At 69.9% G+C, this 21,381-nt stretch carries 15 protein-coding genes and 1 pseudogene; 6 read left to right on the forward strand and 10 right to left on the reverse strand.

Translation table 11 applies throughout. From position 1 onward, the window contains the following. The first annotated feature begins 300 nt into the window (after nt 1-300). Complete coding sequence (locus HMPREF9062_RS01385; RefSeq protein WP_009409833.1) at nt 301-1,281, forward strand: polyphosphate polymerase domain-containing protein; 981 nt, start codon at nt 301-303, stop codon at nt 1,279-1,281. Beyond that, on the forward strand, nt 1,275-3,212 hold the full coding sequence (locus HMPREF9062_RS01390) for a carbohydrate-binding domain-containing protein (protein ID WP_009409834.1): 1,938 nt from the start codon (nt 1,275-1,277) through the stop codon (nt 3,210-3,212). The genes HMPREF9062_RS01385 and HMPREF9062_RS01390 overlap by 7 nt, the downstream gene beginning before the upstream one ends. Nucleotides 3,213-3,234: 22 nt before the next feature. Here HMPREF9062_RS01390 and HMPREF9062_RS01395 read toward each other — a convergent pair whose 3' ends face one another. Continuing rightward, a complete protein-coding gene (locus HMPREF9062_RS01395; RefSeq protein WP_009409835.1) occupies nt 3,235-5,079 on the reverse strand; it encodes a glycoside hydrolase family 13 protein in 1,845 nt (614 codons plus the stop codon). Nucleotides 5,080-5,419: 340 nt separating this feature from the next. Here HMPREF9062_RS01395 and HMPREF9062_RS01400 point away from each other — a divergent pair, with 340 nt between their 5' ends. Further along, nucleotides 5,420-5,683: a type II toxin-antitoxin system Phd/YefM family antitoxin gene (locus tag HMPREF9062_RS01400; RefSeq protein WP_009409836.1), complete on the forward strand. Its 264-nt coding sequence runs from the start codon at nt 5,420-5,422 to the stop codon at nt 5,681-5,683. Between the two features lies 1 nt (nt 5,684). Further along, a complete protein-coding gene (locus HMPREF9062_RS01405) occupies nt 5,685-5,951 on the forward strand; it encodes a Txe/YoeB family addiction module toxin (RefSeq protein WP_009409837.1) in 267 nt (88 codons plus the stop codon). Nucleotides 5,952-6,153: 202 nt separating this feature from the next. Here HMPREF9062_RS01405 and HMPREF9062_RS01410 read toward each other — a convergent pair whose 3' ends face one another. From HMPREF9062_RS01410 to HMPREF9062_RS01440, 8 genes and pseudogenes are all read right to left on the reverse strand, one after another. Continuing rightward, on the reverse strand, nt 6,154-7,248 hold the full coding sequence (locus HMPREF9062_RS01410; protein WP_009409838.1) for a type II toxin-antitoxin system HipA family toxin: 1,095 nt from the start codon (nt 7,246-7,248) through the stop codon (nt 6,154-6,156). A 116-nt stretch (nt 7,249-7,364) separates the two neighbouring features. Next, nucleotides 7,365-9,008, reverse strand: coding sequence for a DUF262 domain-containing protein (locus HMPREF9062_RS01415; protein ID WP_009409839.1), 1,644 nt, complete (start codon nt 9,006-9,008; stop codon nt 7,365-7,367). A 71-nt stretch (nt 9,009-9,079) separates the two neighbouring features. Next, nucleotides 9,080-9,196, reverse strand: a pseudogene (locus HMPREF9062_RS12335) (L-serine ammonia-lyase, iron-sulfur-dependent, subunit alpha); the annotation flags it as partial. A gap of 532 nt (nt 9,197-9,728) precedes the next feature. Next, nucleotides 9,729-11,795 (reverse strand): alpha-amylase family protein, encoded by a 2,067-nt coding sequence (locus tag HMPREF9062_RS01420; RefSeq protein WP_034253489.1) that lies wholly within the window; start codon nt 11,793-11,795, stop codon nt 9,729-9,731. Between the two features lie 206 nt (nt 11,796-12,001). Next, nucleotides 12,002-15,844, reverse strand: a complete 3,843-nt coding sequence (locus HMPREF9062_RS01425; RefSeq protein ID WP_009409842.1) for an ATP-binding protein — start codon at nt 15,842-15,844, stop codon at nt 12,002-12,004. Beyond that, nucleotides 15,841-16,614: a DUF4194 domain-containing protein gene (locus tag HMPREF9062_RS01430; protein ID WP_009409843.1), complete on the reverse strand. Its 774-nt coding sequence runs from the start codon at nt 16,612-16,614 to the stop codon at nt 15,841-15,843. Before HMPREF9062_RS01430 ends, HMPREF9062_RS01425 begins: the two co-directional genes overlap by 4 nt. Next, nucleotides 16,611-18,086 carry a DUF3375 domain-containing protein gene (locus tag HMPREF9062_RS01435; RefSeq protein ID WP_009409844.1) on the reverse strand — a complete coding sequence of 492 codons (1,476 nt, stop codon included), beginning with the start codon at nt 18,084-18,086 and terminating at the stop codon, nt 16,611-16,613. Before HMPREF9062_RS01435 ends, HMPREF9062_RS01430 begins: the two co-directional genes overlap by 4 nt. Before the next feature lie 243 nt (nt 18,087-18,329). Beyond that, nucleotides 18,330-18,845 carry a winged helix-turn-helix transcriptional regulator gene (locus HMPREF9062_RS01440; protein WP_009409845.1) on the reverse strand — a complete coding sequence of 172 codons (516 nt, stop codon included), beginning with the start codon at nt 18,843-18,845 and terminating at the stop codon, nt 18,330-18,332. 105 nt (nt 18,846-18,950) lie between these two features. On the opposite strand from HMPREF9062_RS01440, the gene HMPREF9062_RS01445 reads away from it, so the two are divergent. Next, nucleotides 18,951-19,565: an NAD(P)-dependent oxidoreductase gene (locus tag HMPREF9062_RS01445; protein ID WP_009409846.1), complete on the forward strand. Its 615-nt coding sequence runs from the start codon at nt 18,951-18,953 to the stop codon at nt 19,563-19,565. 164 nt (nt 19,566-19,729) lie between these two features. Here the strand turns inward: HMPREF9062_RS01445 and HMPREF9062_RS01450 are convergent, their stop codons facing one another. Next, a complete protein-coding gene (locus HMPREF9062_RS01450; RefSeq protein ID WP_009409847.1) occupies nt 19,730-20,329 on the reverse strand; it encodes a hypothetical protein in 600 nt (199 codons plus the stop codon). 214 nt (nt 20,330-20,543) lie between these two features. Here HMPREF9062_RS01450 and HMPREF9062_RS01455 point away from each other — a divergent pair, with 214 nt between their 5' ends. Beyond that, nucleotides 20,544-21,365 (forward strand): PfkB family carbohydrate kinase, encoded by an 822-nt coding sequence (locus HMPREF9062_RS01455; RefSeq protein WP_034253492.1) that lies wholly within the window; start codon nt 20,544-20,546, stop codon nt 21,363-21,365. The last annotated feature ends 16 nt before the right edge of the window (nt 21,366-21,381 follow it).

Here is a 21,381-nt window from a genome sequence, read left to right on the forward strand (position 1 = left end):
GTCGACGACACCCAGCCGCCGACAGGAGCGCCCGCCCCCGCAAGCCTGGGGAGCGCCGCCGCACTGCCGACGGTGCCCTCCCCCACGGACACCTGGGCCCCGGTCTCGGAGGAGCCGCCGTCCTACCTCCCCCAGCAGCGGGCCATGGCGAGCCGCTGATGGCGGACGCCGACCCGCCCCGACCGCTACCGGCCCGCCGCACACTCGGCCGGGCGTCCCGCCCCGACCACCCGGGCGCGGCCCCGACGTCGGGGGCCGGATGAACAACCAGATCCGCTATCGACACAACAGGAGCCCACCATGCCCGTCACCGCACCGACCGGTCCGCTCGCCACTGAGCATCTGGCCCCCACGACCCTGGAGGAGCTCAACACCGCCGCCGGCCTGCTCACCCGCGTCGATCGCAAGTACCTCGTGGGCGCAACCACCGCGCAGGACGTCATCGACGTCCTAGCCGAGCGGGCCCGCGTCCTCGACATCGATGGCCGCCGATCCTTCTCCTATGCTTCGATCTATTTCGACACCCCCGCCCTCGACTCCTACCACCGGGCTGCCCGCAAGCGTCGTCGCCGCTTCAAGATCCGCACGCGCTCCTATCTCGACTCGGAGCTGACCTTCCTGGAAGTCAAGACTCGAGGTGCGCGAGGAGCAACAGTCAAGCAGCGCCTGCCCTACCGCGCCGTCGACGCCGGCCGTCTGACCGCCAGCGGGCTCGAATTCATCGTCGAGTGCCTCGCGTCATCGAGCGGATCCGCCGAGGAAGCGCACCGCATTGCTCGGGCCCTCATGCCGACGATGTCCACAACCTATCGCCGCACGACGCTGCATCTGCCCACCGACGAGGCCCGCGCCACGATCGACACCGACCTGACATGGACCGCTCTCGCCCCGGGTCCGGGCGCGCCGGGCGACGCCGGCTCCGCCGGGCGCAGAGCCCGCCCGGGAGCCATCCGGTACGGCCTGTCGCAACCCGCCGGGCCACTGGCCGTCATCGAGACGAAGAACCCGGCCACGCCCTCGCCGACCGACCGCCACCTGTGGTCCAACGGTCACCGGCCGTCGCAGATCTCGAAATACGCCACGGGCATGGCGGCCCTCCACCCGGAGCTGCCGGCCAACAAGTGGCATCGGCTCCTCACGCACGAGCTGGCCGGCACCACCCGCATCACCCGCGGCGCAGGCGCCCTCCCAACGACCACCACCGCACCGAACTCGGCCCCCTCCGGGCGGCGGCCGGACACGACCCGCCGGGCCACCGGCACTAGGAGAAACGCATGTTGAACCCGCTCACGCACCTCATCGCCCCTCGTGCCGGGCGCCGTCGTACCGACACCGGTCCGCGGACCCGCCGGGGGCGCCGTTCCGGCGGCGCCATCGCCGCCCTGGCGTCAGTCGCGCTCGTCGCCGCCTGCGGAACATCGTCGACGAGCGCCGGCGGCTCGACGAGCATGGCGACGAACTCGGCGGATTCGCCGACGACGAGCACGGCGAGCGCCGCACAGGAGTCCGGATCCGCCGATGACCGCACGAGCATCAGCACGCGTGTCAGACAGAGCTCGACCGGGGCGAGCCCGGCTGACATCCTGGCCGCGAACGCCGATACCTCCCAGGCAGCGCAGGCCGCCGACGACTCCGACAACGCCGGCGTCTACGACGCGTCCGCGCAGTCCACCACGACCATCACCGCCTCCGGCGACTCGGTGGATGTCGCGGGCGGCGCAGCCGACGACGTCGCCGTCGACAGCGCGGACGGGACGACCATCACCATCACCGCCTCCGGCACCTACGTCGTGACCGGCGGCCTCGACAACGGGCGAGTGATCGTGGCCGCCGACGACGCCGACGTCCACCTCATCCTGGCGGGCGCCTCGATCACCAGCGCCGACGGCCCCGCGATCGACATTCAGGACGCCGGGAGCGCCGTGCTCGTCCTGGCGGAGGGCACGACGAACACGCTGGCCGACGGCTCGACCTACGCCGCCGGCGAGGATGCCGCCACCGCCGCCCTGTCCTCCTCCGACACCCTCACCATCACCGGCACCGGCTCGCTGAACGTGACCGGCTCGTACAACGACGGCATCTCGTCCAAGAACGGGCTCGTCATCACCGGCGGCACGACGATCACGGTCGACGCCGTCGACGACGGGCTGCGCGGTAAGGACTACCTGCTCGTCTCCGGCGGCACGCTCACGATCACGGCCGGGGGAGACGGGCTGAAGTCCGACGAGGACAACGACGAGACCAAGGGATTCATCGCACTCGGCGCCGCCACGGTAAGCGTCGTCTCCGGCGACGACGGCGTGTCCGCGGCCACTGATATGACGGTGGACGGCACGACGCTGTCCATCACGGCCGGCGGCGGGCAGTCCAGCGCCGACGTCTCCGCCGAGCAGGGGCCGGGCCAGGGGGCGATGCCGAACGGGGGCGAACCGGATCAGGGCGCCGACCCCGGCCGGACGCCGAGCCAGGGCCCGGCGCCCGCGCAGGGCGATCCGGGCCAGGGGGCCCAGGAGCAGTCCCAGGACGAGACGACCCCGTCCCCCAAGGGCATCAACGCCGGGGTGGCCTACGCCCAGGACTCGGGAGACGTGACCATCGACGCCGCCGATGAGGGCCTGCAGGGCGCCTTCATCACCGTGAGCGGCGGGAGCATGTCCATCGCCTCGGGCGAGGATGGCTTGAACGCCTCGAGCGGCGACAGCACGATCGAGGGCTATGAGAACGCCGACTCCGAGTCGGACGACGGGTCGGTGCTCACGATCTCGGGCGGACAGGTCCAGGTCGACTACGCCAGCTCGGACGGCATCGACTCGAACGGCTCGGCCCGCGTCACCGGCGGCGAGGTCGTGGTGGGCGGCGCGGCCGGGGCGATGGACGGCTCGGTGGACGCCAACGGAGAGACGGCGCTGGTGGGGGTCTCCAGCTCGACGGCTGTGGCCGAGGGCGACACGATCTCCGTCACGGGCACGGACGGCACGAACTGGGAGCTGACCAGCACGGTGTCGGCCGATGCGGTGACGGTGCTGGGCCTGACCGAGGGCGTCGAGTACACCGTGACGACGACGTCGGGCGGGTCGGCGACTGCGACGGCGTCCTCCCTGAGCGCGGGCACGGGCGCAGGACCCGGCGACGGCGACTCGATCGCAGGACCCGGCGGGGCGCCCGACGGCCGGGTCGGCGCGGGCAGTGCGGGCGACCGGGCCGCCGGATAGCAGTCAGCCTCAGCCGCCCGGGCTAGGACCGGTCCGGGCGCGGGAGGGAGCGCGGAGCGGCGGGGCGGATCCAGGCGGTGGCGTCGGCGGGCAGGACATTGACGGCCCGCTCGAGGTTCCCGCCGTCGCCGTCGGATTCGACGCACCCGAGCGGGACGGAGGCGAGCAGCACGTCGCCGTCGGGGAGCGGGACGTCGGCGTCGAAGCTCGTCCAGCACTGCACGCCGCCGCGGGCGAAGGCGAGCACGCGCTCGTCGCGACGCACCCACTCCAGCGGCTCGCCGTTCGCCGCGCCCCACACCCGACGGCGCAACCGCAGGCCATCGCGATACAGGCTCAAAGTCGAGTCGGGGTCCGCCTCCTCGACCGCGACGGCGTGTGCGCCCCAGCCGACCGGCTGGGGCAGATGGGGTTCGGCTCCGCCGTCGGGGCCGAATCCGAAGGAGTCGCCGGTCGCCGTCCACGGCAGCGGGACGCGGCAGCCGTCGCGGCCCTTCTCCTTGCCCCGCATGCGGAAGGCGATCGGATCCTGAAGGCGCCCCTCGGGGATGTCGGGCACCTCGGGCAGACCCAGCTCGTCACCCTGGTAGAGGTACATGGCCCCGGGCAGAGCCATGACGATCATGGCGGCGGCCCGGGCCCGACGCTCGCCCTGCACGGCGTTCTGAGGCGGAGCGACGCCATCGGCGCCGATCCACGCCCGGGCCATGCGCTGGGCGATGCCCGCCGGGTAGGAGGGATCGGGCTCACCGCCCTCGGCGTCGTCGGCCGGGTCGAAGCCCAAGCGGGTGGTCACGCGCGGGGTGTCGTGGCAGCCGAGGACCCAGGTGGTTGAGCCGCAGACCGTCTCGTCGGCGAGACCGCCGTCGATGGCCCAGCCGATCGAGCGCGCGCTCCAGTCGGCGTCCTGCATCTGGAAGTTGAAGGCCTGTCCGAGGCTCGCGGCGTAGGCGGGGCGGCGGGAGGCGGCGACTCCGGCCTCGGCGACGGCGAAGCGCGGCGGATCGTAGGACTCCAGCAGGGCGCGCCAGGCGGCGTAGATGTCGTGGACCTCGTCGCGGTCGAGCAGAGGGTGGGAGCCGTCCTCGGGCAGCGGCCACCAGGGGATCTCCGCCATCGGCCGGTAGGGTTCGGACATGTCCTTGGCCATGCCGGGGGCGAAGTCGACGCGGAAGCCGTCCACACCGCGGTCGCACCAGAAGCGCAGGGTGGTCAGAAGGTCCTCGCGCACGGCCGGGTGGTCCCAGTTGAGGTCGGGCTGCTCGGGGGCGAAGACGTGGAGGTACCACTGGCAGGGGCGGGGCGTGCCCGGGCCGGTCAGGGGCGCGCCATCGGGGGTGCGGTCGTCGATGCGCTCCCAGGCGGAGCCGCCGAACATGGAGCGCCAATCGCCCGGCGGCTCGGTGCCGCCGGGGCCGGTGCCGGGGCGCACATGGTAGAGGGCGCGTTCGGGCGCGTCGGGGCCGCCGGCCAGCGCGGCGCGGAACCAGGCGTGCCGGTTGGAGGAGTGGTTGGGGACGATGTCGACCATGATGCGGATGCCGGCGGCATGAAGGGCGGCGACCAAACGGTCGAAATCGGCCAGGGTGCCGATGCGCGGGTCCACGTCGCGGTGGTCGTCGACGTCGTAGCCGCCGTCGGCCAGGGCCGAGGGGTAGAAGGGCGAGAGCCAGACGGCGTCGACGCCGAGAGCCGCCAGGTACGGCACGCGACTGGTGATCCCGTCCAGGTCGCCAACGCCGTTGGAGTCGGCGTCGGCGAAGGACCGCGGGTAGATCTGGTAGACGACGGCGTCCTTCCACCACTCGCGGGAGAGGGGAGTCGGAGTTCCGGTCGGGGACGGGCCGGGCTGCGAGTTCGCGGTCACGGGCGCATCCTGCCAGGAATCGGGTGGAACGCAGAACGCGCGGGAGACGGAGGCGACGCTCGCATGCCGGGCATCGAGAGCACCAGGACGCCGAGGAGACGGTCGTGCGGGCGCCGATCCCGCCGGGCCCGCCGAAGACGCCGGGCACGAGCCGAGGCCCCCGAGGGGAGCCAGCGACCCCGAAGCCCGACGTCGTCCGCGGTCGCCAGGAGCACCGGGCCCGGCGGGAGCGCCAGTATCTATGACGGGCTTTCCCATCGCCGCGCAAGCCCGCCTTATGACGTACAATTAACTGTACAACATGTTCAGTAGTAGAACGTCCTAGCAGGAGGCCGGGGCCATGAAGACCATGACCTACACCGAGTCGCGCGCCCACTACGCCGAGGTCCTCGATTCCGTCGTCGACGACTGCGAGGAGGTCGTCATCGTCCGCGCCGGTCACGAGCCCGCCGTCATCGTCTCCCTCGCCGAGTACCAGTCGCTCAAGGAGACGGACCATCTCCTGCGCAACCCGGTCAACGCCCGGCGCCTGCTCGGCGCCACCAGGCGGCTCGAGGCCGGTGGTGGGACCGCTCACGATCTCATTGAGAACGAGAACGACTGATATGGGACTCGTCTGGGATGACGGCGCCTGGGAGGAATACCTGCGGTGGCAAACCCAGGATCGCAGGATTCTCAAGCGCATCAACCGGCTCCTCCGCAATATCCAGCGCAATGGGAACACCGGCATCGGCAGGCCGGAACCCCTGCGCTACAACCTCGCCGGATACTGGTCCCGCCGCATCACCGAGGAGCACCGTCTCGTCTACCGCATCGACGAACACGGCAATATTCTCATCGCCTCGTGCCGACAGCACTACGAGGATCGGTGAGGCCGGCGAGCATGACGGCGGCGATGTCATCGGGCGGATCGGCCCGAAGAACGGCTCGGTGCCGTCAGCCGGGACGGGCGGCCCCGCGAGCGGGGCCCGGAGGCCCCGGCGGGCCGGGCGGCCGGCAGCGCAATCCTCCACCGCACGCACGATGTCCAATCAGACCGGCAGGCGGATGGTTCCGGAGCCGATTGCGCACCCATCACTCCTGCGCAAGCTGCCGACGAATCCGCTCAAGGTGCTCCTCGATCCAAGCGGCCACCCGCGACGGTACTCGTTCGGCTGCACCAGCCGCCCAGGCGCAGGAGAACCGGTCGATCATCTCATCAACGACGTTAAGGACATCATCGTCGTCGACATTCAAACCCGCCTGGAGCCGCACGAAGTGGTCACGGGAGATCTCCGACAGCCGCGCCGTACCGAAAAAGGGCAGGCCCAGATCGGCATGGTCGGGGTAGGCGGCCGTGCACACGAGGTCGTAGGCGGGTGAGAGTCTCGCTATCTTCCGATCCGGATAGATGAGTGACCAGTTCTTCAGGTGGGCATCCCCATTGCCGATGAGCAGGTTGAAAACCGTTCGACGCACCATCTCCCGCAATGAGGCATGATCCCGCCCGCGATAAGCGATAGCGGCGACGGTCTCGACCGTGGATCGGTACTTCTCCTCGCCAGCCCCGAAGCATCCGAGCACCTGGGCGAAGTCCTCGATATGGATGCGTCCGCCGGGCAATCGGTCGAAGCGGCGCACCACGTAGGCCTCGTCCTCATCGGATGGCCATAGTCCTTCCCCAAGCTCATCCACCTGATCATAATGTCGCACATGGACCTCAGGAACCTCAATACCGACCTCGCCCGCCAACCGCATCATAGCAGCCTCGTTCGCCACGAGCCCCGGATAACGACCATCGGGAGTTTTCACGATCCAGTCGCCGCTCTCACCATGGGCGGGAAGCACCAGCCGGTCACCCTCCTGACGCATGGAGAACTTCAGTCCCACCCCCGCCAAGGAGAAGCGCAGGCGTCCGGAAGGCTCAGGGATGTTCACAGGAACATCACTCGCCCTCTCGAATCCCTCGATGACACACGCTCCGGAATCCGGGATGACCTCAACCGCTCCCGGAAGATCACCTCCGATCCTCACGAGCAGGTCGATCTCACGCTGAGTGCTGACTCCCTGCTCGCGAGCGATCAGCTCCCTGAGGCGCCCCTCGGGCAGAAGATTGGAGAACCACGCGGGCACCCTGTTGGTCGCTCGAGGCTGCTTACGTGGATGCTCTTCGAACCAGCGCCCCAGCACCGCACGGTCGGGTCGATCCCATTAGTCCCGATCGAAGACGAACTTCGTAAAGGCTTCTCTTCGATGAATCGCTCCGACATGCTCCCCGTGAAGGAGAACGGCATAGACCGCTTCGATCATGACGCTTCACTTTTCTGCCAGTCCTCATCGGTGAAGTAGTCACCGAGCGGTGGGGTGTCCTCATGCCCATAGGCGGTGCGCGCCCTAATGAAGTCACCGAGGTAGCTGCGCAGCAGCTCAGTTCTCGCTTCAATGACGTCCTCGTACCGGTTCTCCTGAAGGTCATGCAGGATCTGCTCGTCCAGAAGCAGCGAGGCGAGCTCGAACTCAGAGTCCAGGAGTGAAAGCAGATCGCGACGATCTTTTGTCGAGATCACCTTGTTCGCGGCGACAGGAGCTCCGTCGGGGAGAAGGGAGGCCGGAACCAGGTCGGAGACCACGCCCCGCGGTGTCGTCTCACTCTCGAGCTGCGCATCCAGTATCTCCGTCGTTATCGGGGCGCCTGAGTCCGGATCGATCGGCTCCAGGTTCCACATCGCGGTGAGAATCACCTTGCTGTCGGAGCGAGTAGCTCGAAACACACCGAGATCAGGGATTTTCGGGGCGCTCACGAGCGTTGCTGCGCCGAGAAGTCTTTGGACCGACGCCGATTCCTGACGGGGAACAAGACAGGCCGCCATATCTCGCAGATCCGTCTGAGAACCATTGATACCGAGTTCATCGGCACCGACGCTCGTGCGCCAGAACCAGCGTCGAAGTAGCTCAAGATTACGGTCCTGAGCGTGGGGAAAGAAGGCGAAGAACCTTGTCAGGACAAGCAGCTGGAAACGAAACGGAAGGAACGTCATATGAGGAACACCGCACTGCTGCTGTAGAAAGACTACGGCTGCGGCGAGGGCTCGTTCCGTTGCCGCATAGGCCTCTTCCTGATTTTCATTGGAAAAGTCGCTCACAGCACGACGTCTGGGAGAGAATTCTCCATGAACATCACGAGTGATATCCGTGTGGCGTCGCACCAGGAGCGCCTGAACCACAACCTTGTCCGGCAGAGCCCCGAAATGCGTCTGCTCGTCAACGTGTGCTGCGATACCCGCCGTCGTCAGCCCCTTGCTCGGCCCGCCGTGAATCGCATCAAAGATCTCCGCGGCATTAAGCTTCTTCCCCCGGTTATTGATTCGATCGAAGACCTCCCGGAGAACCATCTCATCTGCATCCTCCATGATCGTTGCGGGAACCGATACGTCAGCGAGCCTACCAGCGATATCCTGAATGTGAACGGCAAAATCTGCGCCGTCAGGATTGTCTCTCAGCCACGCCAGCGCGCGCCCCAGATCGAATAGGTCAGGCAGCGGAATGATGAGTGACGACCCCGAATCACGCAAAGGGATGACCTTCTGCTCCCCCAACGAGTACCCCAAGGAGAATCTCGAATCGCGTGCTCCTTCCGGGTCGACGACATTCACGAGGCTGGTGATGCGCTGCTGGCCATCAACCACCCACAAGGCATCCGGAAGACGACCCGCATCAACGTTAAGAGCGCCGATCCTCAAATGCTCCGCCCCCGCCTCCCGTTTCCAGAGCAGAAGACTGCCGATCGGATACCCGCGAAGCACGGAGTCGATGAGATTGAGGACATCCTGCTTCTCCCAGCGGAAAGAACGCTGAAACTGAGGCACGCGCAGACGCCCGGCTTTCACCAGGGATCGCAGCTGCGCAATGCTGTAGCTCTGGCTGCTGGAGAGGGCCTGCGGTTCGCTCATACATCAATTATGCCGAACACCACTGGCACCATCGATATGACCTGGAAACTAGGACATAGGTCCCACTTCTCTCAGCACTCGACACCGTTGACGGCCAGCCCGCCGCAGGACGTCTCCTTGTACTTGGCGAGCACGTCCTCGCCGGTCTGACGCATGGTCTCGATGACCGTGTCGAGGCTGACGGCGTGGCCGAGTCCAGGGTCGTGGAGATGAGGCAGCGTCCGGGGCGACGGCGGACAGTCCGAGCGCAGCGGGGCCGGCGGTATCCTCGGCCAGGATGGAGCCCGCCGCGGCTGCGGAGGCGTTTGAGGAGGCGTTCATCGAGGCAGAGGAGCCGCAGCTGATCACGTCCTCAACGATGCACGCCCAACGCCCGGGCCCCAAGTCCTACGTCTTCGCCCCGCCGCCCCGCCACCATCGCGCAGTCGACCCGGCGTGCGGGGCTCCTGGGACTCATCCGAGCAGAAGCGTGTCCAAATCTGCTGCAAAGAAGCCGCAAGCCCGTATCGGCGGCGGATGAAACCCCGGAATATCAACGATTCTCCTCGCTCATTCCGACGTGATCCGGGCCTTTGTAACAGATTTGGACACCCGGACCGGGATCGTCCCCACCCGGGAGGGCGGCGGGGCCTGTGCGCCCCTGCGGAGGCCCGCGCTGCGCCCCCTCGCCATCGCGGCCGATCCGGCGCAGAAGCCAACCAATTCCGGCGCGGGCCGCTGTCAGTCGGTCGGGCGCACGAGCCACCAGGCAGCGTAGGGCGGCACGGGCACCTGCCCGTCGCCGGCGCCCTCGAGAGTCGTCGAGTCGGACGGAACCGTGCCGGTGAGCGCGTCGACGGCTCCCAGCACCCCGTACTCGGCGAGCCTCCGGGCGGGGACGCTCCTCCAGTCGGGAGTCACGTTGTACACGCCGACGAAACTGCCGCGGGGGTGGTCGCGGTAGGTGACCAGCACGCCCTCGTCATCGACCGGGGCCACCACCGTGCGCACGTCGGCGCTCAGCTGCGGCAGACTCGCCCGCACCCGCCCCAGGTGGGCCAGATCGGAGAAGATGCGCCCCTCGACGGTGGAGCGATCGTGCCTGTTCTCCACGCGGGACTCGTCCAGGGCGGGGCGACCGGCCCATCGCGAATCGGTCTCGTGTCCGGGCTCGGTATCCCAGTTTGGGTCGTTGAACTGGCCGAGCTCGTCCCCGGACCAGATGACCGGCACACCGCCCCACCCGTAGATGACGGCGTTGGCCAGACGCAGGGCGTTGAAACGCTCTTCCAGCCAGGTGCGCAGCTCCTCCTCGCGCCAAGCGGGCGTGGACTCGTCGATGCCCTCGACGGCCTCGGCGGCGGCTTCGATGCCGATGAGAGAGGCGGCGGTGCCCGCAATACGGCGGTCGTTCGTGACGGGATTGTACTGGAAGACCAGGCCGCGGGCGTCGCTCATGGGGTAGGCCCCGCGATACCAGTCGGCCAGGAAGACGCGGTGCCAGTAGCCGTTGAGACCCACTGCGGCCGCATCGTCGTCCCCGATGGCCCAGCCGATGTCGTCGTGGCAGCGGATATATGTGATCCAGGTGGCCGTAGACGGCTCGACGGGCAGCGCGTCCAGGGCATGAGCGGCGAGTGCGACATTGCGGGTGGCGAGCATGGACCAGACCTGGACCATGAGGGAGTTGTGGTAGGCGAGGTCGGAGACCTTGCCGGTGTAACGGCCCTGGCCCAGGTACTGGAGGAGCTCGGTGGGGGCGACGATCGCCTCGGCCTTGAGGTCGACGGCCGGGGTCGCGATGCGGGTGATGGCGCGCAGCACCTCGGTGATGGCGTGGACCTCGGGCTGGCCCTGGCAGTCGGTGCCTTTGCGCTTGATGGTGAAGGCGATGGCGTCCAGCCGCAGAACCTCGACCCCCTTGTTCGCCAGGTTGAAGATGATGGAGACGAACTCCTCCATGATGCGGGGGTTGCGCCAGTTGAGGTCCCATTGGAAGGAGTTGAAGGTCGTCCAGACCCAGCCGTTGATCTCGTCATTCCAGGTGAAGTTGCCGGGAGCGAAGTCGGGGAAGATCTCGGGAAGGGTCTTCTCGTACTCGTCCGGCTCGGTGCGGTCGGGGTAGATGAAGAAGTAGTCGCGATATCGCTGCTCGCCCGCCCGGGCGCGCTCGGCCCATTCGTGCTCGGCGGCCACGTGGTTGAGGACGAGGTCGACCACTAGACTGATGCCGTCCCTGCGCAGTTCGGCGGTCAGGGCGGCCAGGTCGTCCATATCCCCTAGGTCGGGACGCACCGAGCGGTAGTCGGCCACGGCGTAACCGCCGTCGGAATCCCCGGGGCGGGGGGTGAGCAACGGCATGAGGTGGAGGTAGGAGACGCCCAGCTCGCGCAGGTAGGGAATGCGCTTCATCACGCCGCGCAAATCGCCGGCGAAGCGCTCGGTGTAGCCGGCGTAGCCGATGCGCGAGGGGTTCTGGACCCATGCGGGCTCGAGGGTGCGGGCCAGGTCGAGGTGCCGCAGCTGCGGGTCGCGGTCGATGTAGGCGCGAGCCGCGTCGGCAAGCAGGGTTGCGGCGGTGCGCGTGGCGATGGGTTCGCCGTAGAGGGTGACGAGCCCGTCGCTGATGTCGGGGTACCAGCGCTCGACGCGGGTGGTGAGAATCTCGCGCTCGGAGCGGGGGAGCCCCGAGGTGTTCAGGACGGTGTCGACGGCGTCGCGGACTTCAGCGGGGACGGCGGCCGCGTCGTCGGGGCCGGTGGACCAGGTGCACTCAGGTTCAGGAAGGACGGATTCGGAGGCGCTCATGGCCCTATAGTGACTGATAAGACTATCGATTGACAGGTTTTCGAGGAGGCACTTCACCGGGCCGGTCGGTCGCGCGCGACCGCCGCCACGTCCCTCCTGCTTCTCATGCGGCCCGTCGCCGGCGGGGCCATGCACCCGCGCTCATATGCGGACGCACGGCCCCGAGTCTCCGCGCTCGCTCGGACCGGGCCGCCCCGCCGGAGCGCTCAGGGCGTTCCGGCAGATGCCGGGGCGTCGCCCGCTTCGGCGTCATTCGGCGCGTCGACGGTTTCGCTCCCGTCCGGGGCGCCGTCGGGAGCGGTCGCCCCGGCCGCGTGCCGGGCTCCGGCAGCCCCCGCGACTCCGGTGGCGGTGCTGACGATCCCGGTGGTACCGGCGGGCTCGTCAGCATCGGCGGGCGAGGCGGCATCCGAGGGGGCGGGCGGCGCGACGTCGGCGGCGCGGGGTCTGGCAGCCGCCGCGGCCGCTCTCCTCCCGGACGCCCTGACCGTCCTGGGAGCATCGACGGCTTCAGCGCCCCCGCGAGCCCTGGACCCGGAGGCGTCAGCGGCCTCGTGCGCTCGGGGCGGCGCCGCACCCCCGTCGCGTTCTTCGAAGATGACGACGGCCAGACGCGAGTCGTCTCCCTCCGGGGTGTTAGTGACCATGGCGGCGCCGCCGACGTGATCCTCCAGAGTCTGAAGCATCTTCATGGGCGTGGCCAGTAGCAGCTGGAAACCGAACCCGCGGAAGACGTCCAGACCGGCCCGGGTGAACTCCGCATCGGTCTTGTCGAAGGCCTCATCGAGAACCACCAGCGCGTATCCGGGAACCGCCCGTCCGGGCTCGGTGAGCTGGTAGCGCAGAGCGGCCGCCAGGCAGAAGACGACGAGCTTCTGACGCTGCCCCCCCGACAGGCCCGCGGCCCCCTCGTAGTAGTCGACGGCCGTGCCCGATTCGTCGCGCTCGACGGCGGTGAAGGAGACGTGCAGGCGGGTGTCCAGGCACTGGCGCCTCCACGTCTCGTCACGAGGATCGGAGGAGCCCAAACGCGTCATGACGGAATCGAGGACGGCGAAGCGCGCCTCGGCCTCCTCGGCGGTCTCCTCGGCGAGGTCGAGGTTACTCGCAGCGATGGTGGCCAGATCCACCAGGAAGTCGTGGACGATGGGCAGGCGCCGCTCGGCCACCTCGATGTGCAGGTGGTGGCCGGGCGAGTACTCGGTGGCGCGCAGAGCGTCGTTGACGGGGCCGATGCGACCTCGCACCTGGCTGACGGCGCGGCGCACCTCGCTGGCGAGCTGCCCGATGTTCTGCTCGGTCTGGCTGTGCAGGAGTTCGGCGAAACGACGCTCGAATCGGGGCAGACCGTCGGCCTGAAGATGGTCCAGCAGCTCGAGGTAGTCGCCGAGGAAGGCCGCCTCCGGACGCACTTCGCGGCCGTGCACGGGCCAGCGCTCGGAGAAGCGCACCATGATGGCGCGGGCTTCCCCCACCCCGCGACTCTCGGCCTGCGCGGCGCGCTGGTGGTCCCGGGCGATCTCCTGCTCGACCTCGCGAGCGGTGGCGTCGGCCTCCGCCAGTCCGGCGTGGCGACGCCGGGACCGGAATCGCTGCTCGAGCTCGCCGAAGAGGGCCTCCCGCTCCGTCCGGGTGAAGGCGGGTCGGCGGGAGCCGGACGCGCCGGAGCCGGCCCCCCTGTCCGTCCTGTCGGTGTCGGTGCCCCCGGTCCGATCGTTCGTGTCGCCCCGGCCGGCGCCGTCGGAACCGCCCGCATCGGGGTGCGCGCGGTCCTCCTCCCGCTCCCGACGTCGTTGCGCGAGCTCGGCCAGGGCGGCCCGGGCGTCCTCGAGTCGTGCGCGCTGGACCTGCTCCTCGCCCGCGAGGCGCAGGACCGTGCTCCGCGCCTTGTCCTCAGCCAGACCCGCGGCCGCGGCGCGCGATTCGAGCTCGCCCAGGCCCGGGAGAGCCGTGGCGGCGCGAGCGCGCTGCGCGGTCAGATCGGCCTCGCGGGACCTGGCACCGTCGACGTCGACCTCCTCCCACGTGGTCTCCAGGATGCGCCGGCAGGCGTCGCGACGTTCCCGGCCGACGGCGCGCACACGATCCAGCGTGGTGATCTCGCCGTCGACGGCCTCCAGCCGGGCGGCGACCCGCCGACTTTCAGCGACGACCTGCTCCAGACGCTCGGCGGGGTCGACGCCGACGGTCCAGCTACCGGGGTCGGTCAGGTCCTGACGGTCGTCCTTGAGGTGGCTGGTGCGCGAGGACTTCACCTGCCCGGCGCGGGTGACCCCGCGATCCACGGCGACCAGGTCGCGGGCGCTTTCGACGCAGGCGTGATCGAAGCGGCGCATGATCTCGGCGTCGAGCCACCCGCCGTATTCAGAGCCGGCCCGGGACCGGACCCGACGGGCCAACGCGTCGGCGGGCAGGGCGCGAGTGGAGCGGCGACCGGGGGACATGCGCTCGTACCCCAGGCGAGCGCCCAGGTGCTCGGCGTCGACGGCCTCGGCGACCTTGCGATAGAGGTGCTCGGGGACGAGCATGGTGCGGGCGAAGGGGCCGACGACGGTCTCGATGGCGACGCGCCACTCCTCCTGGCCGGGGACGACCTCGAGAACCTCCCCGGCGAAGGGCAGGGCGGCGGGCGCCTGCCCGACGGCGCGGGCGACGACATCCCGGGCGCGCAGCAGTTCGGCGCTCATGGCCGAGTGCGAGCGGGTGATCTGATCGGCCCGCTGACGAAGCTCGCGCTGCTGCTCGGCCAGGGCGACCTGTTCGGCGCGCAGGGCGTTGCGGGCGCCGTCCTGCTCGCTCTCGACGCTCTCGGCGCGCCTGATCTCCTGCGCCGCGGTGCGCTGAAGTTCGGCGAAGGCCGCGCCCTCGCTCGGGGCGGTGGCTCCCAGGATGTCCAGCTGGGCGTCGAGGAATCGACGCGCCCCGGCGGCACGCTCGGTGGCCTGATGGGCGGCCTCCAGACGAGCGTCGAGGGCCGGCAGGTCCTGACCGAGCCCCCCGGCCAGGGCCAGGTGCGCGGCCTCCCGCTCCCGGCGGGCGTCCTGCTCGGCCCTGCGGGCGGCGGTGAGTTCATCGGCGAGACGGTCCAGCGCGCGGCGCGCCGTATCCACGGTCTGCTCGTGGAGCGACGTCTTGAGCCGGTCGAGGTAGGGGTCGATGGCGGCGCGCAGCCCCTCGGCTCGCTCCTGGGCCTGACGCGCCTCGGTGATGCGCTCATCGAGCTGACGCAGCGGGGAGAGCAGAGCCTCCTGGTTGCGGGCCTCGACGACGGCGGCGTGGGCCTCGCGCAGTTCGGCGAACTGCTCGACGGCGGCGTCCGCCATCGCGAAGGTGTCCGGCTCATCGAGCATGAAGTCGCGCAGGAGGGCGTCGAGGCTGGTGAGGTTCTTGGCCGACTGGGTCCGGTGGAGCAGGCGCTGGGCGACCTCGCCGGACAGGCCCAGCCGGCGGCGGAAGCGGGCGGCGAAGGCCTCGTAGCGCTCGAAGCGGGCGGCGCGCCCCTCGAGGTCGCGGCTCAGGGCCTGCCTGTCGATGCCGTTGGTCAGGTACTCCATGAGCCCGGTCAGGGCGATGTCCCCCTCGACGAGCAGCTGCGTCTGGGAGACCGAGTTGGCGGAAGTCGAGCCCTGCCTGGCGTGGAAGAGTTTGACGAGGGTGATCGTCTCGCCGGGATCCAATCGCGTGAAGGTCAGGGCGACGCCGCTGCGGGTGGCGCCCGAGCGAAGGTAGTCGGTGACGACCTCGCCGGTGATCTCATCGGCGCTGCGCCGGTATGCGCCGCGCACATAGCTCAGCACGGAGCGGGAGTGGTCGCCCGTGGTGGAGTCCTGAGCGGCGGCGTTGAAACGCAGATTCCTCGGCGGCACGAGGACGGCGGACAGGGCGTCCAGGAGCGAGGACTTCCCCGAGCCCGACGGCCCGGTGAGCAGAAGGCCGTCCCGGGGGACGGGGAGATCGTGGTATCCGGAGAAAGTTCCCCAGTTGTAGACCTGGATGCGGGCCAGACGGTGCTGGGAGTCGGTCTGCGATGCTGTTGCCGAGCTGCTCATGATTCGTTCTCCCGCTCCGATGTCTCATCATCCGCTGCGCCGTCGGCGCTGCTGGCACCGCTCGCGCCGTCAGCGCCGTCCACCTGATCGGTGCTCGGATCATCGGCCCTCGGGGCGGCCTGGTCATCCTCATCGCCCTCCCCCAGCAGGCGGCGGTACTCAGCGGCGACGGCGGCGACTTCGTCAGCGGTGAAGACCAGGGCGAGGACCGGAGAGATCTCGTAGCGCTCGGGCACATCGGTCTCGCGCAGGAGGGAGGCCCGTTTGAGCTTGTCGACCGAGGAGCTCACGCGGCGCAGGAAACCGGCATGGTCGGTAGAGGCGTGCGGGCGGTAGACGTCGAGCTGCTCGTCGATCTCGTCGCGGTCGACGAAGACGCGCTCACCCGGCGTCGTCGTGCGCAGCAGGAGGGTGCGCAGGTGGAGCAGGAGGACGGAGTCGACCAGGGTCAGCGGCATAGTGCGCATGACGGAGGGCGCGGCCCCGGTGGGGTCCGGGGCGTTGCGGGTGAAGGCGAGACCGGCCTCGCGGTCCACAACGAGCTCGAGGAAGAGATCCCCCAGGTGGCGACGAATGGCGACCTCGTCGGTCAGTAGCGCGTTCCACAGGTCGGGGTGGAGCTCAAGGGTGAGGTAGGGGCCCTGGAGGAGGCGCACGAGGGCGCGTCGGGTGTCCCTGGGAAGGGTGCCGGGATCCCCGTCCCACAGCGCGCCCGGATTGGCGGCTCCGTCCTGAGCCGGTGCCTGAACTGGTGCGGCCTCGGCGCTCATGCATCTCCTGACTTCGTGGTGCGGTCGGTGAACAGGAATCGGGGGATACGGGCGGAGCGCTCGGCTCCGCCGGAGGTCGTCCAGGCGACGGTTTCGTTCCCGGCCACCTCCTGACCCTGACGCCGGGCCAGGAGCAGCAGTCCCACGACGCTGGCCAGCCCCTGGGTGGCGGGGTGCTCGCCGAGGATCTCCCCCACGGTGGCGGCCCCCCGCTCGGCGAGGACCGCGCCGACGGCGTCCGTGAGCTCGACCAGGTCGATCTCACTGGCTCGTACGATCCGACGCACCTCCTCCAAGTCGAGGGCGGTGGGCTCGTGGACGGTGATCTCCTCGACGACGGCGGTGTCGGCGGGGTTGCGCAGGCGCCAGGCGCCGATGGAGGTCAGCGGGACGCTGGTGAGCTCCAGGTCGAGGTCGAGTCGCGCCTGCGGCGCGGCCTGGGCGGCGAGACGGGCGGCGAGGCCCTGAGCCTCGGCGAGCTCGGCGCCCAGCCGGCGGTGCGCCTCGAAGGCGCGCGACCTCACGAAGCGGTCCAGGGAGCGGGACAGGCCCGTCATGGTACGGCGCACCGCGGTCGATTCCCGGGTGAGGGCGGGACGCCAGCAGCGCAGGAAACGCAGGTCGGCGTCCTCCAGCCGGGTGGCGAAGTCGCGGTCGAGGATCGACTCCAGATCCTCGTCGAGACGGGCGCAGGAGTCCGGGTCCGTGAGCAGCTGATGGAAGCTGAGGAAGGAACGGCCGGCCTCGGAACTCTCAATGCGGTCGACGCCGCGGAAGATGTCGTCGAGCACCTCGCCGCGGGAGGAGTCCAGGGTGACGACGCGTTCGCGCAGGGAGCGGCTGAGCGCGAGGATCTCGGCGCGGACGCGGGCGAAGTCCCCGGGAACCTCCTCGGCCAGGGAGACGATCTCGGTCAGGCGCTCGGCGGCCTCGGGCCCGTCGACCGGGACGAAGTCCCCGGCCTCGGCACGAGCGATCTCCTCGTCAAGGGCGGCGCGCTCGGCGCGCAGGGCGTGCAGGCGTCCCGCAGCGGTCGGGTCGCAGTCCCGAGCGAGGCGGCTGATCTGGGTGGAGACGGTGTCCAGGCGCGGCCGGGTAACGGTGGCGCGGGGGTGATCGCCATGCATCAGGAAGCGGATGGCGGCCTCCGCCGAGGCGGACAGCTCGTAAGTCTCCGCCCTGGCGCCGGGCGCCGGAGCGCGCACGAGCACGCCGTCCCTGCGCCACTGGTCGCAGTAGGCCCGGGCGGTGCGCGAAGCATCCACCCCTGCCGCACGCAGCGCGGCGAGATCCTCATCGACGAGTTCATGGAGCTCGGCCACGGGCCGGCGGCGCACCTCACCGCCTAGATGCTCGTTGAGGACGGCCGCCGCCATCGGGCCCAGGTCGGCGCGCAGCAGAGCCAGACCGGCGTCCTCACGCACCCGACGCGCGAGTCTGAGCGCGTCCGCGACAACGCCGTTGGTTCCCATTGCTCACCCCTCGTCCTGGATTGCGATCGGTCCGGGAACGGTCACCCGTCGACGAACCGGTACGAGCGTAGCGAGTACCTCCAACACGGGGGGAGGAGTTCTCGCACGCCGGTCGCCGGCTCGTACCGGCCATCGGCGGTCCCGCTGCCGAGCCGTCCTCATCGGTGAGGATGGTGTCACCACCCATGACTGATTCTCAACCTGTGGGCGAGCCGCCCGCACCGGCGGGCGGCGCTCGGCCGCTCAGCGGTGGGGGACGACGGGCCCGGGAGTCGCGCCGTCGTAGCGGGCCCGGTTGGCCAGGACCTCCGCGCAGTGGTCCTGGGCCCAGTTCCGCAGGGCCGCCATGGGCACGGCCAGGGTGGCGCCCAGGGGCGTGAGCGCGTAATCCACACGGGGCGGGACGCCGGGAACCTGATCGCGGGTGACGAGGCCGTCGCGCTCCATGGAGCGCAGCGTTTCGGTCAGAACTTTGGGGGTGATGCCGCCGATGGCGGAGCGCAGCTCGCCGAACCGGTGCGACCCCTCGATCAGCACGGCGACGATGAGCGGCGTCCACCGGTCGACGACGTGGCGCAGTACCGTGCGTGAGGGGCACGCGGGAGACAGAACGTCGTGGTCGTTGGCGGCGGGTCCGGAGGGGTGCGCCGCAGATCCGGGGACGCTCGGACCACGACTGCGGGGCCGGCCGCCGCAACCGACCGGACTCGCGCCGCCTCCGGCTCCCGAACGCGCTGATCCCAGCGTCCTTCGCGACATGCGGCTCTCCTTAGTTACCTTGAGGTACTTGATATGCGAACCATACCATGAAGGTGCCGCCGGGATTCCGGTCGGCTCCCCGCACGTCACGACTCAGGAGGACCCATGAGAATCACCGTCATCGGAGGAAGCGGCGCCACCGGATCGGCCGTCGTCGCCGAGGCCGCCCGCCGCGGCCACACCGTCACCTCGGTCACCCGATCAGGCACGCACGCCGAGGGCGCCACGGCCGATGTCGTCGCCGACCTCGCCGATACCCCCGCCGTCGTCGACCTCGTCGACGCCGCCGACGCCACCATCATCGCGGTCTCGCCTGACCGCACCGGAGGCCCCGTCCAGCCCGTGGTCGACGCCTTCGCCGCGCTCGTCGCCGCGCGCCCCGCGGGCCGCCTCGTCGTCGTCGGCGGGGCCGGGTCGCTGCTCGACGCCGAGGGCCGCCGGATCGTCGACGACCCGGCCTTCCCCGAGGACTACCGGAACGAAGCGCTGGCCTTCGCCGACGTCCTCGAGCTCTTCCGCTCCGCCGGCGATGCCGTGGCATGGACGCTCGTCTCCCCCGCACCGAACTATCCGACGGAGGAGTCCAGCGGCGCCTACGTCAGCGGTACCGACTCGCCGGCCGGCCCGGCCCTGTCCGCTGCCGATATGGCTCTGGCCCTGGTCGACGAAGCAGAGAGGGACGCCCACCGCGGGACTCGCTTCACCGTCGCGAGCGCCTGAGGAGGCTCGGCCGGTCCGGTGCGCAGCGGCCGGTGCGGCGCCCCGCGGCCGCGAGCGCCCCGGGGGGATCCGCCTGCGGCCCGCCCTCGTCGGCGGATCCCCCTGCCCGTACGGCCCCGCCGGAGGCCGGGCGGGCCCGGCGATTCCTCCCGCCCGGTCAGAGATCAGGCGCGGCTGAACTTCTCCCGCAGGACTTTGATGCGGTGCTCGCGGGTGTCCCTGCGCTCCTGACGCTTCTGCTTGCGGAGCGTCTCGCGAGCGGCCTTGGCGGCCTCCTCCTCGGCGATCTGGCCGGCCTCGAGCTCGGCCAGGACTTCATTGAGGGGACGTCGCACGATCGTGCCGCCCTGCTCGGCGACGACCGCGTCCAGCGGCGCCGTGCTGCCGGGCTCCGAGGTCTGGGCGAGGATCCCGTTGGTCCCCGGAGCCAGCTTCCCGACGAAGGCCGTCACGGCGAGCTCATCGCTCTCGGCCCGGTCGGTGTCGACGGCGGCACCGGCGAGGGCACCGACCCCCAGACCCAGGAGCATTCCGATGGGCCCGCCCAGGGCGCCGACGAGAACCCCGATGAGGGAACCGGTGCCCACCCCGAATCCGAAGCGATTGTCCTCGCCCTCGGGGATCGTGAATCGGCCGTGCTCGTCGACTTCGATCAGGGCGGCGCTGACCAGCCCGAGCCTGTCGGAGTCGGCGCTGATCTTGCTGAAGGCCTCGTAGGTCGTGCTGCGCTCGGGGAAGGTGATGACGGCGATGTCATCGCTCATTGGTCATCCTCTTGGTCGGCGGGTCATCGATGCGGGCGCCGTCCGGAGCGGATTCTCCCACTCCCGACGGCGTCTCCACAGTGTCTCCACGGTCTCGTCCCGACCTGAACGATCGTCCACCCCCGCCTGAAAAGCACCTGTGCAGCCCGCCTCGGATAGCGGCTATGCGGACACCGCTTGGCCGCCGCCCCTCACCGGAGGCACGCTAGTGACTATGACAACCTCCCCCAAGCGGATCGCTCCCCCCATCGTCCTCGCCATCGCCGGCTCGGAGGCCTCGGGCGGCGCGGGTGCTCAGACCGATCTCAAGACCTTCCACCAGCTCGGCGTCTTCGGCTGCACGGCCCTGACCTGCATCGTGTCCATGGATCCAAGGGCCGGGTGGGATCACCGTTTCGTGCCGGTCGACCCCGAGGTCATCCACGACCAGATCGAGGCCTGCGCGAGCGTCCACGCGGCGATCGACGCCGTCAAGATCGGCATGCTCGGCACCGCGGCGGCGATCGACGTCGTCGACGCCGCGTTGGAGGAATACGCCTTCCCTGACGTCGTCCTCGACCCGGTGCTCATCTGCAAGGGTCAGGAGTTCGCCTCCGCCCGCGCGGTCGACGACGCTCTGCGGGAGAGAATCCTGCCGCGAGCCACCATGGTGACTCCCAATCTCTTCGAGTCGGCGACGCTGGCCGGCATGGAGGAGATCACGAGCGTGGCCCGGCTCAAGGACGCCGCCAGGCGCATCCACGAACGGGGCGTGCCCAACGTGCTGGCCAAGGCCGGCCCCTCTCTAGGCACCGGCACGGCCCTGGACGTCTTCTACGACGGCGAGAACCTCGAGGTCCTGGAGGTTCCGGCGGTCGGGGCCGAGCGCGTGCACGGCGCCGGCTGCACGTTGGCGGCGGCGGTCACCGCCGAACTCGCCAAGGGCGCGACGCCGCTCCAGGCGGCCGTCACTGCGAAGGACGTCGTGTCGGCTTCCATCGGCATGCGCGGCAACATTCCTTTCCCCTACGTCTACCAGGGCTGGTATCAGGCGTGAGGCGGAGCGCGAGCGG

Source organism: Actinomyces sp. oral taxon 448 str. F0400 (genome assembly GCF_000220835.1).
Lineage (GTDB): Bacteria > Actinomycetota > Actinomycetes > Actinomycetales > Actinomycetaceae > Actinomyces.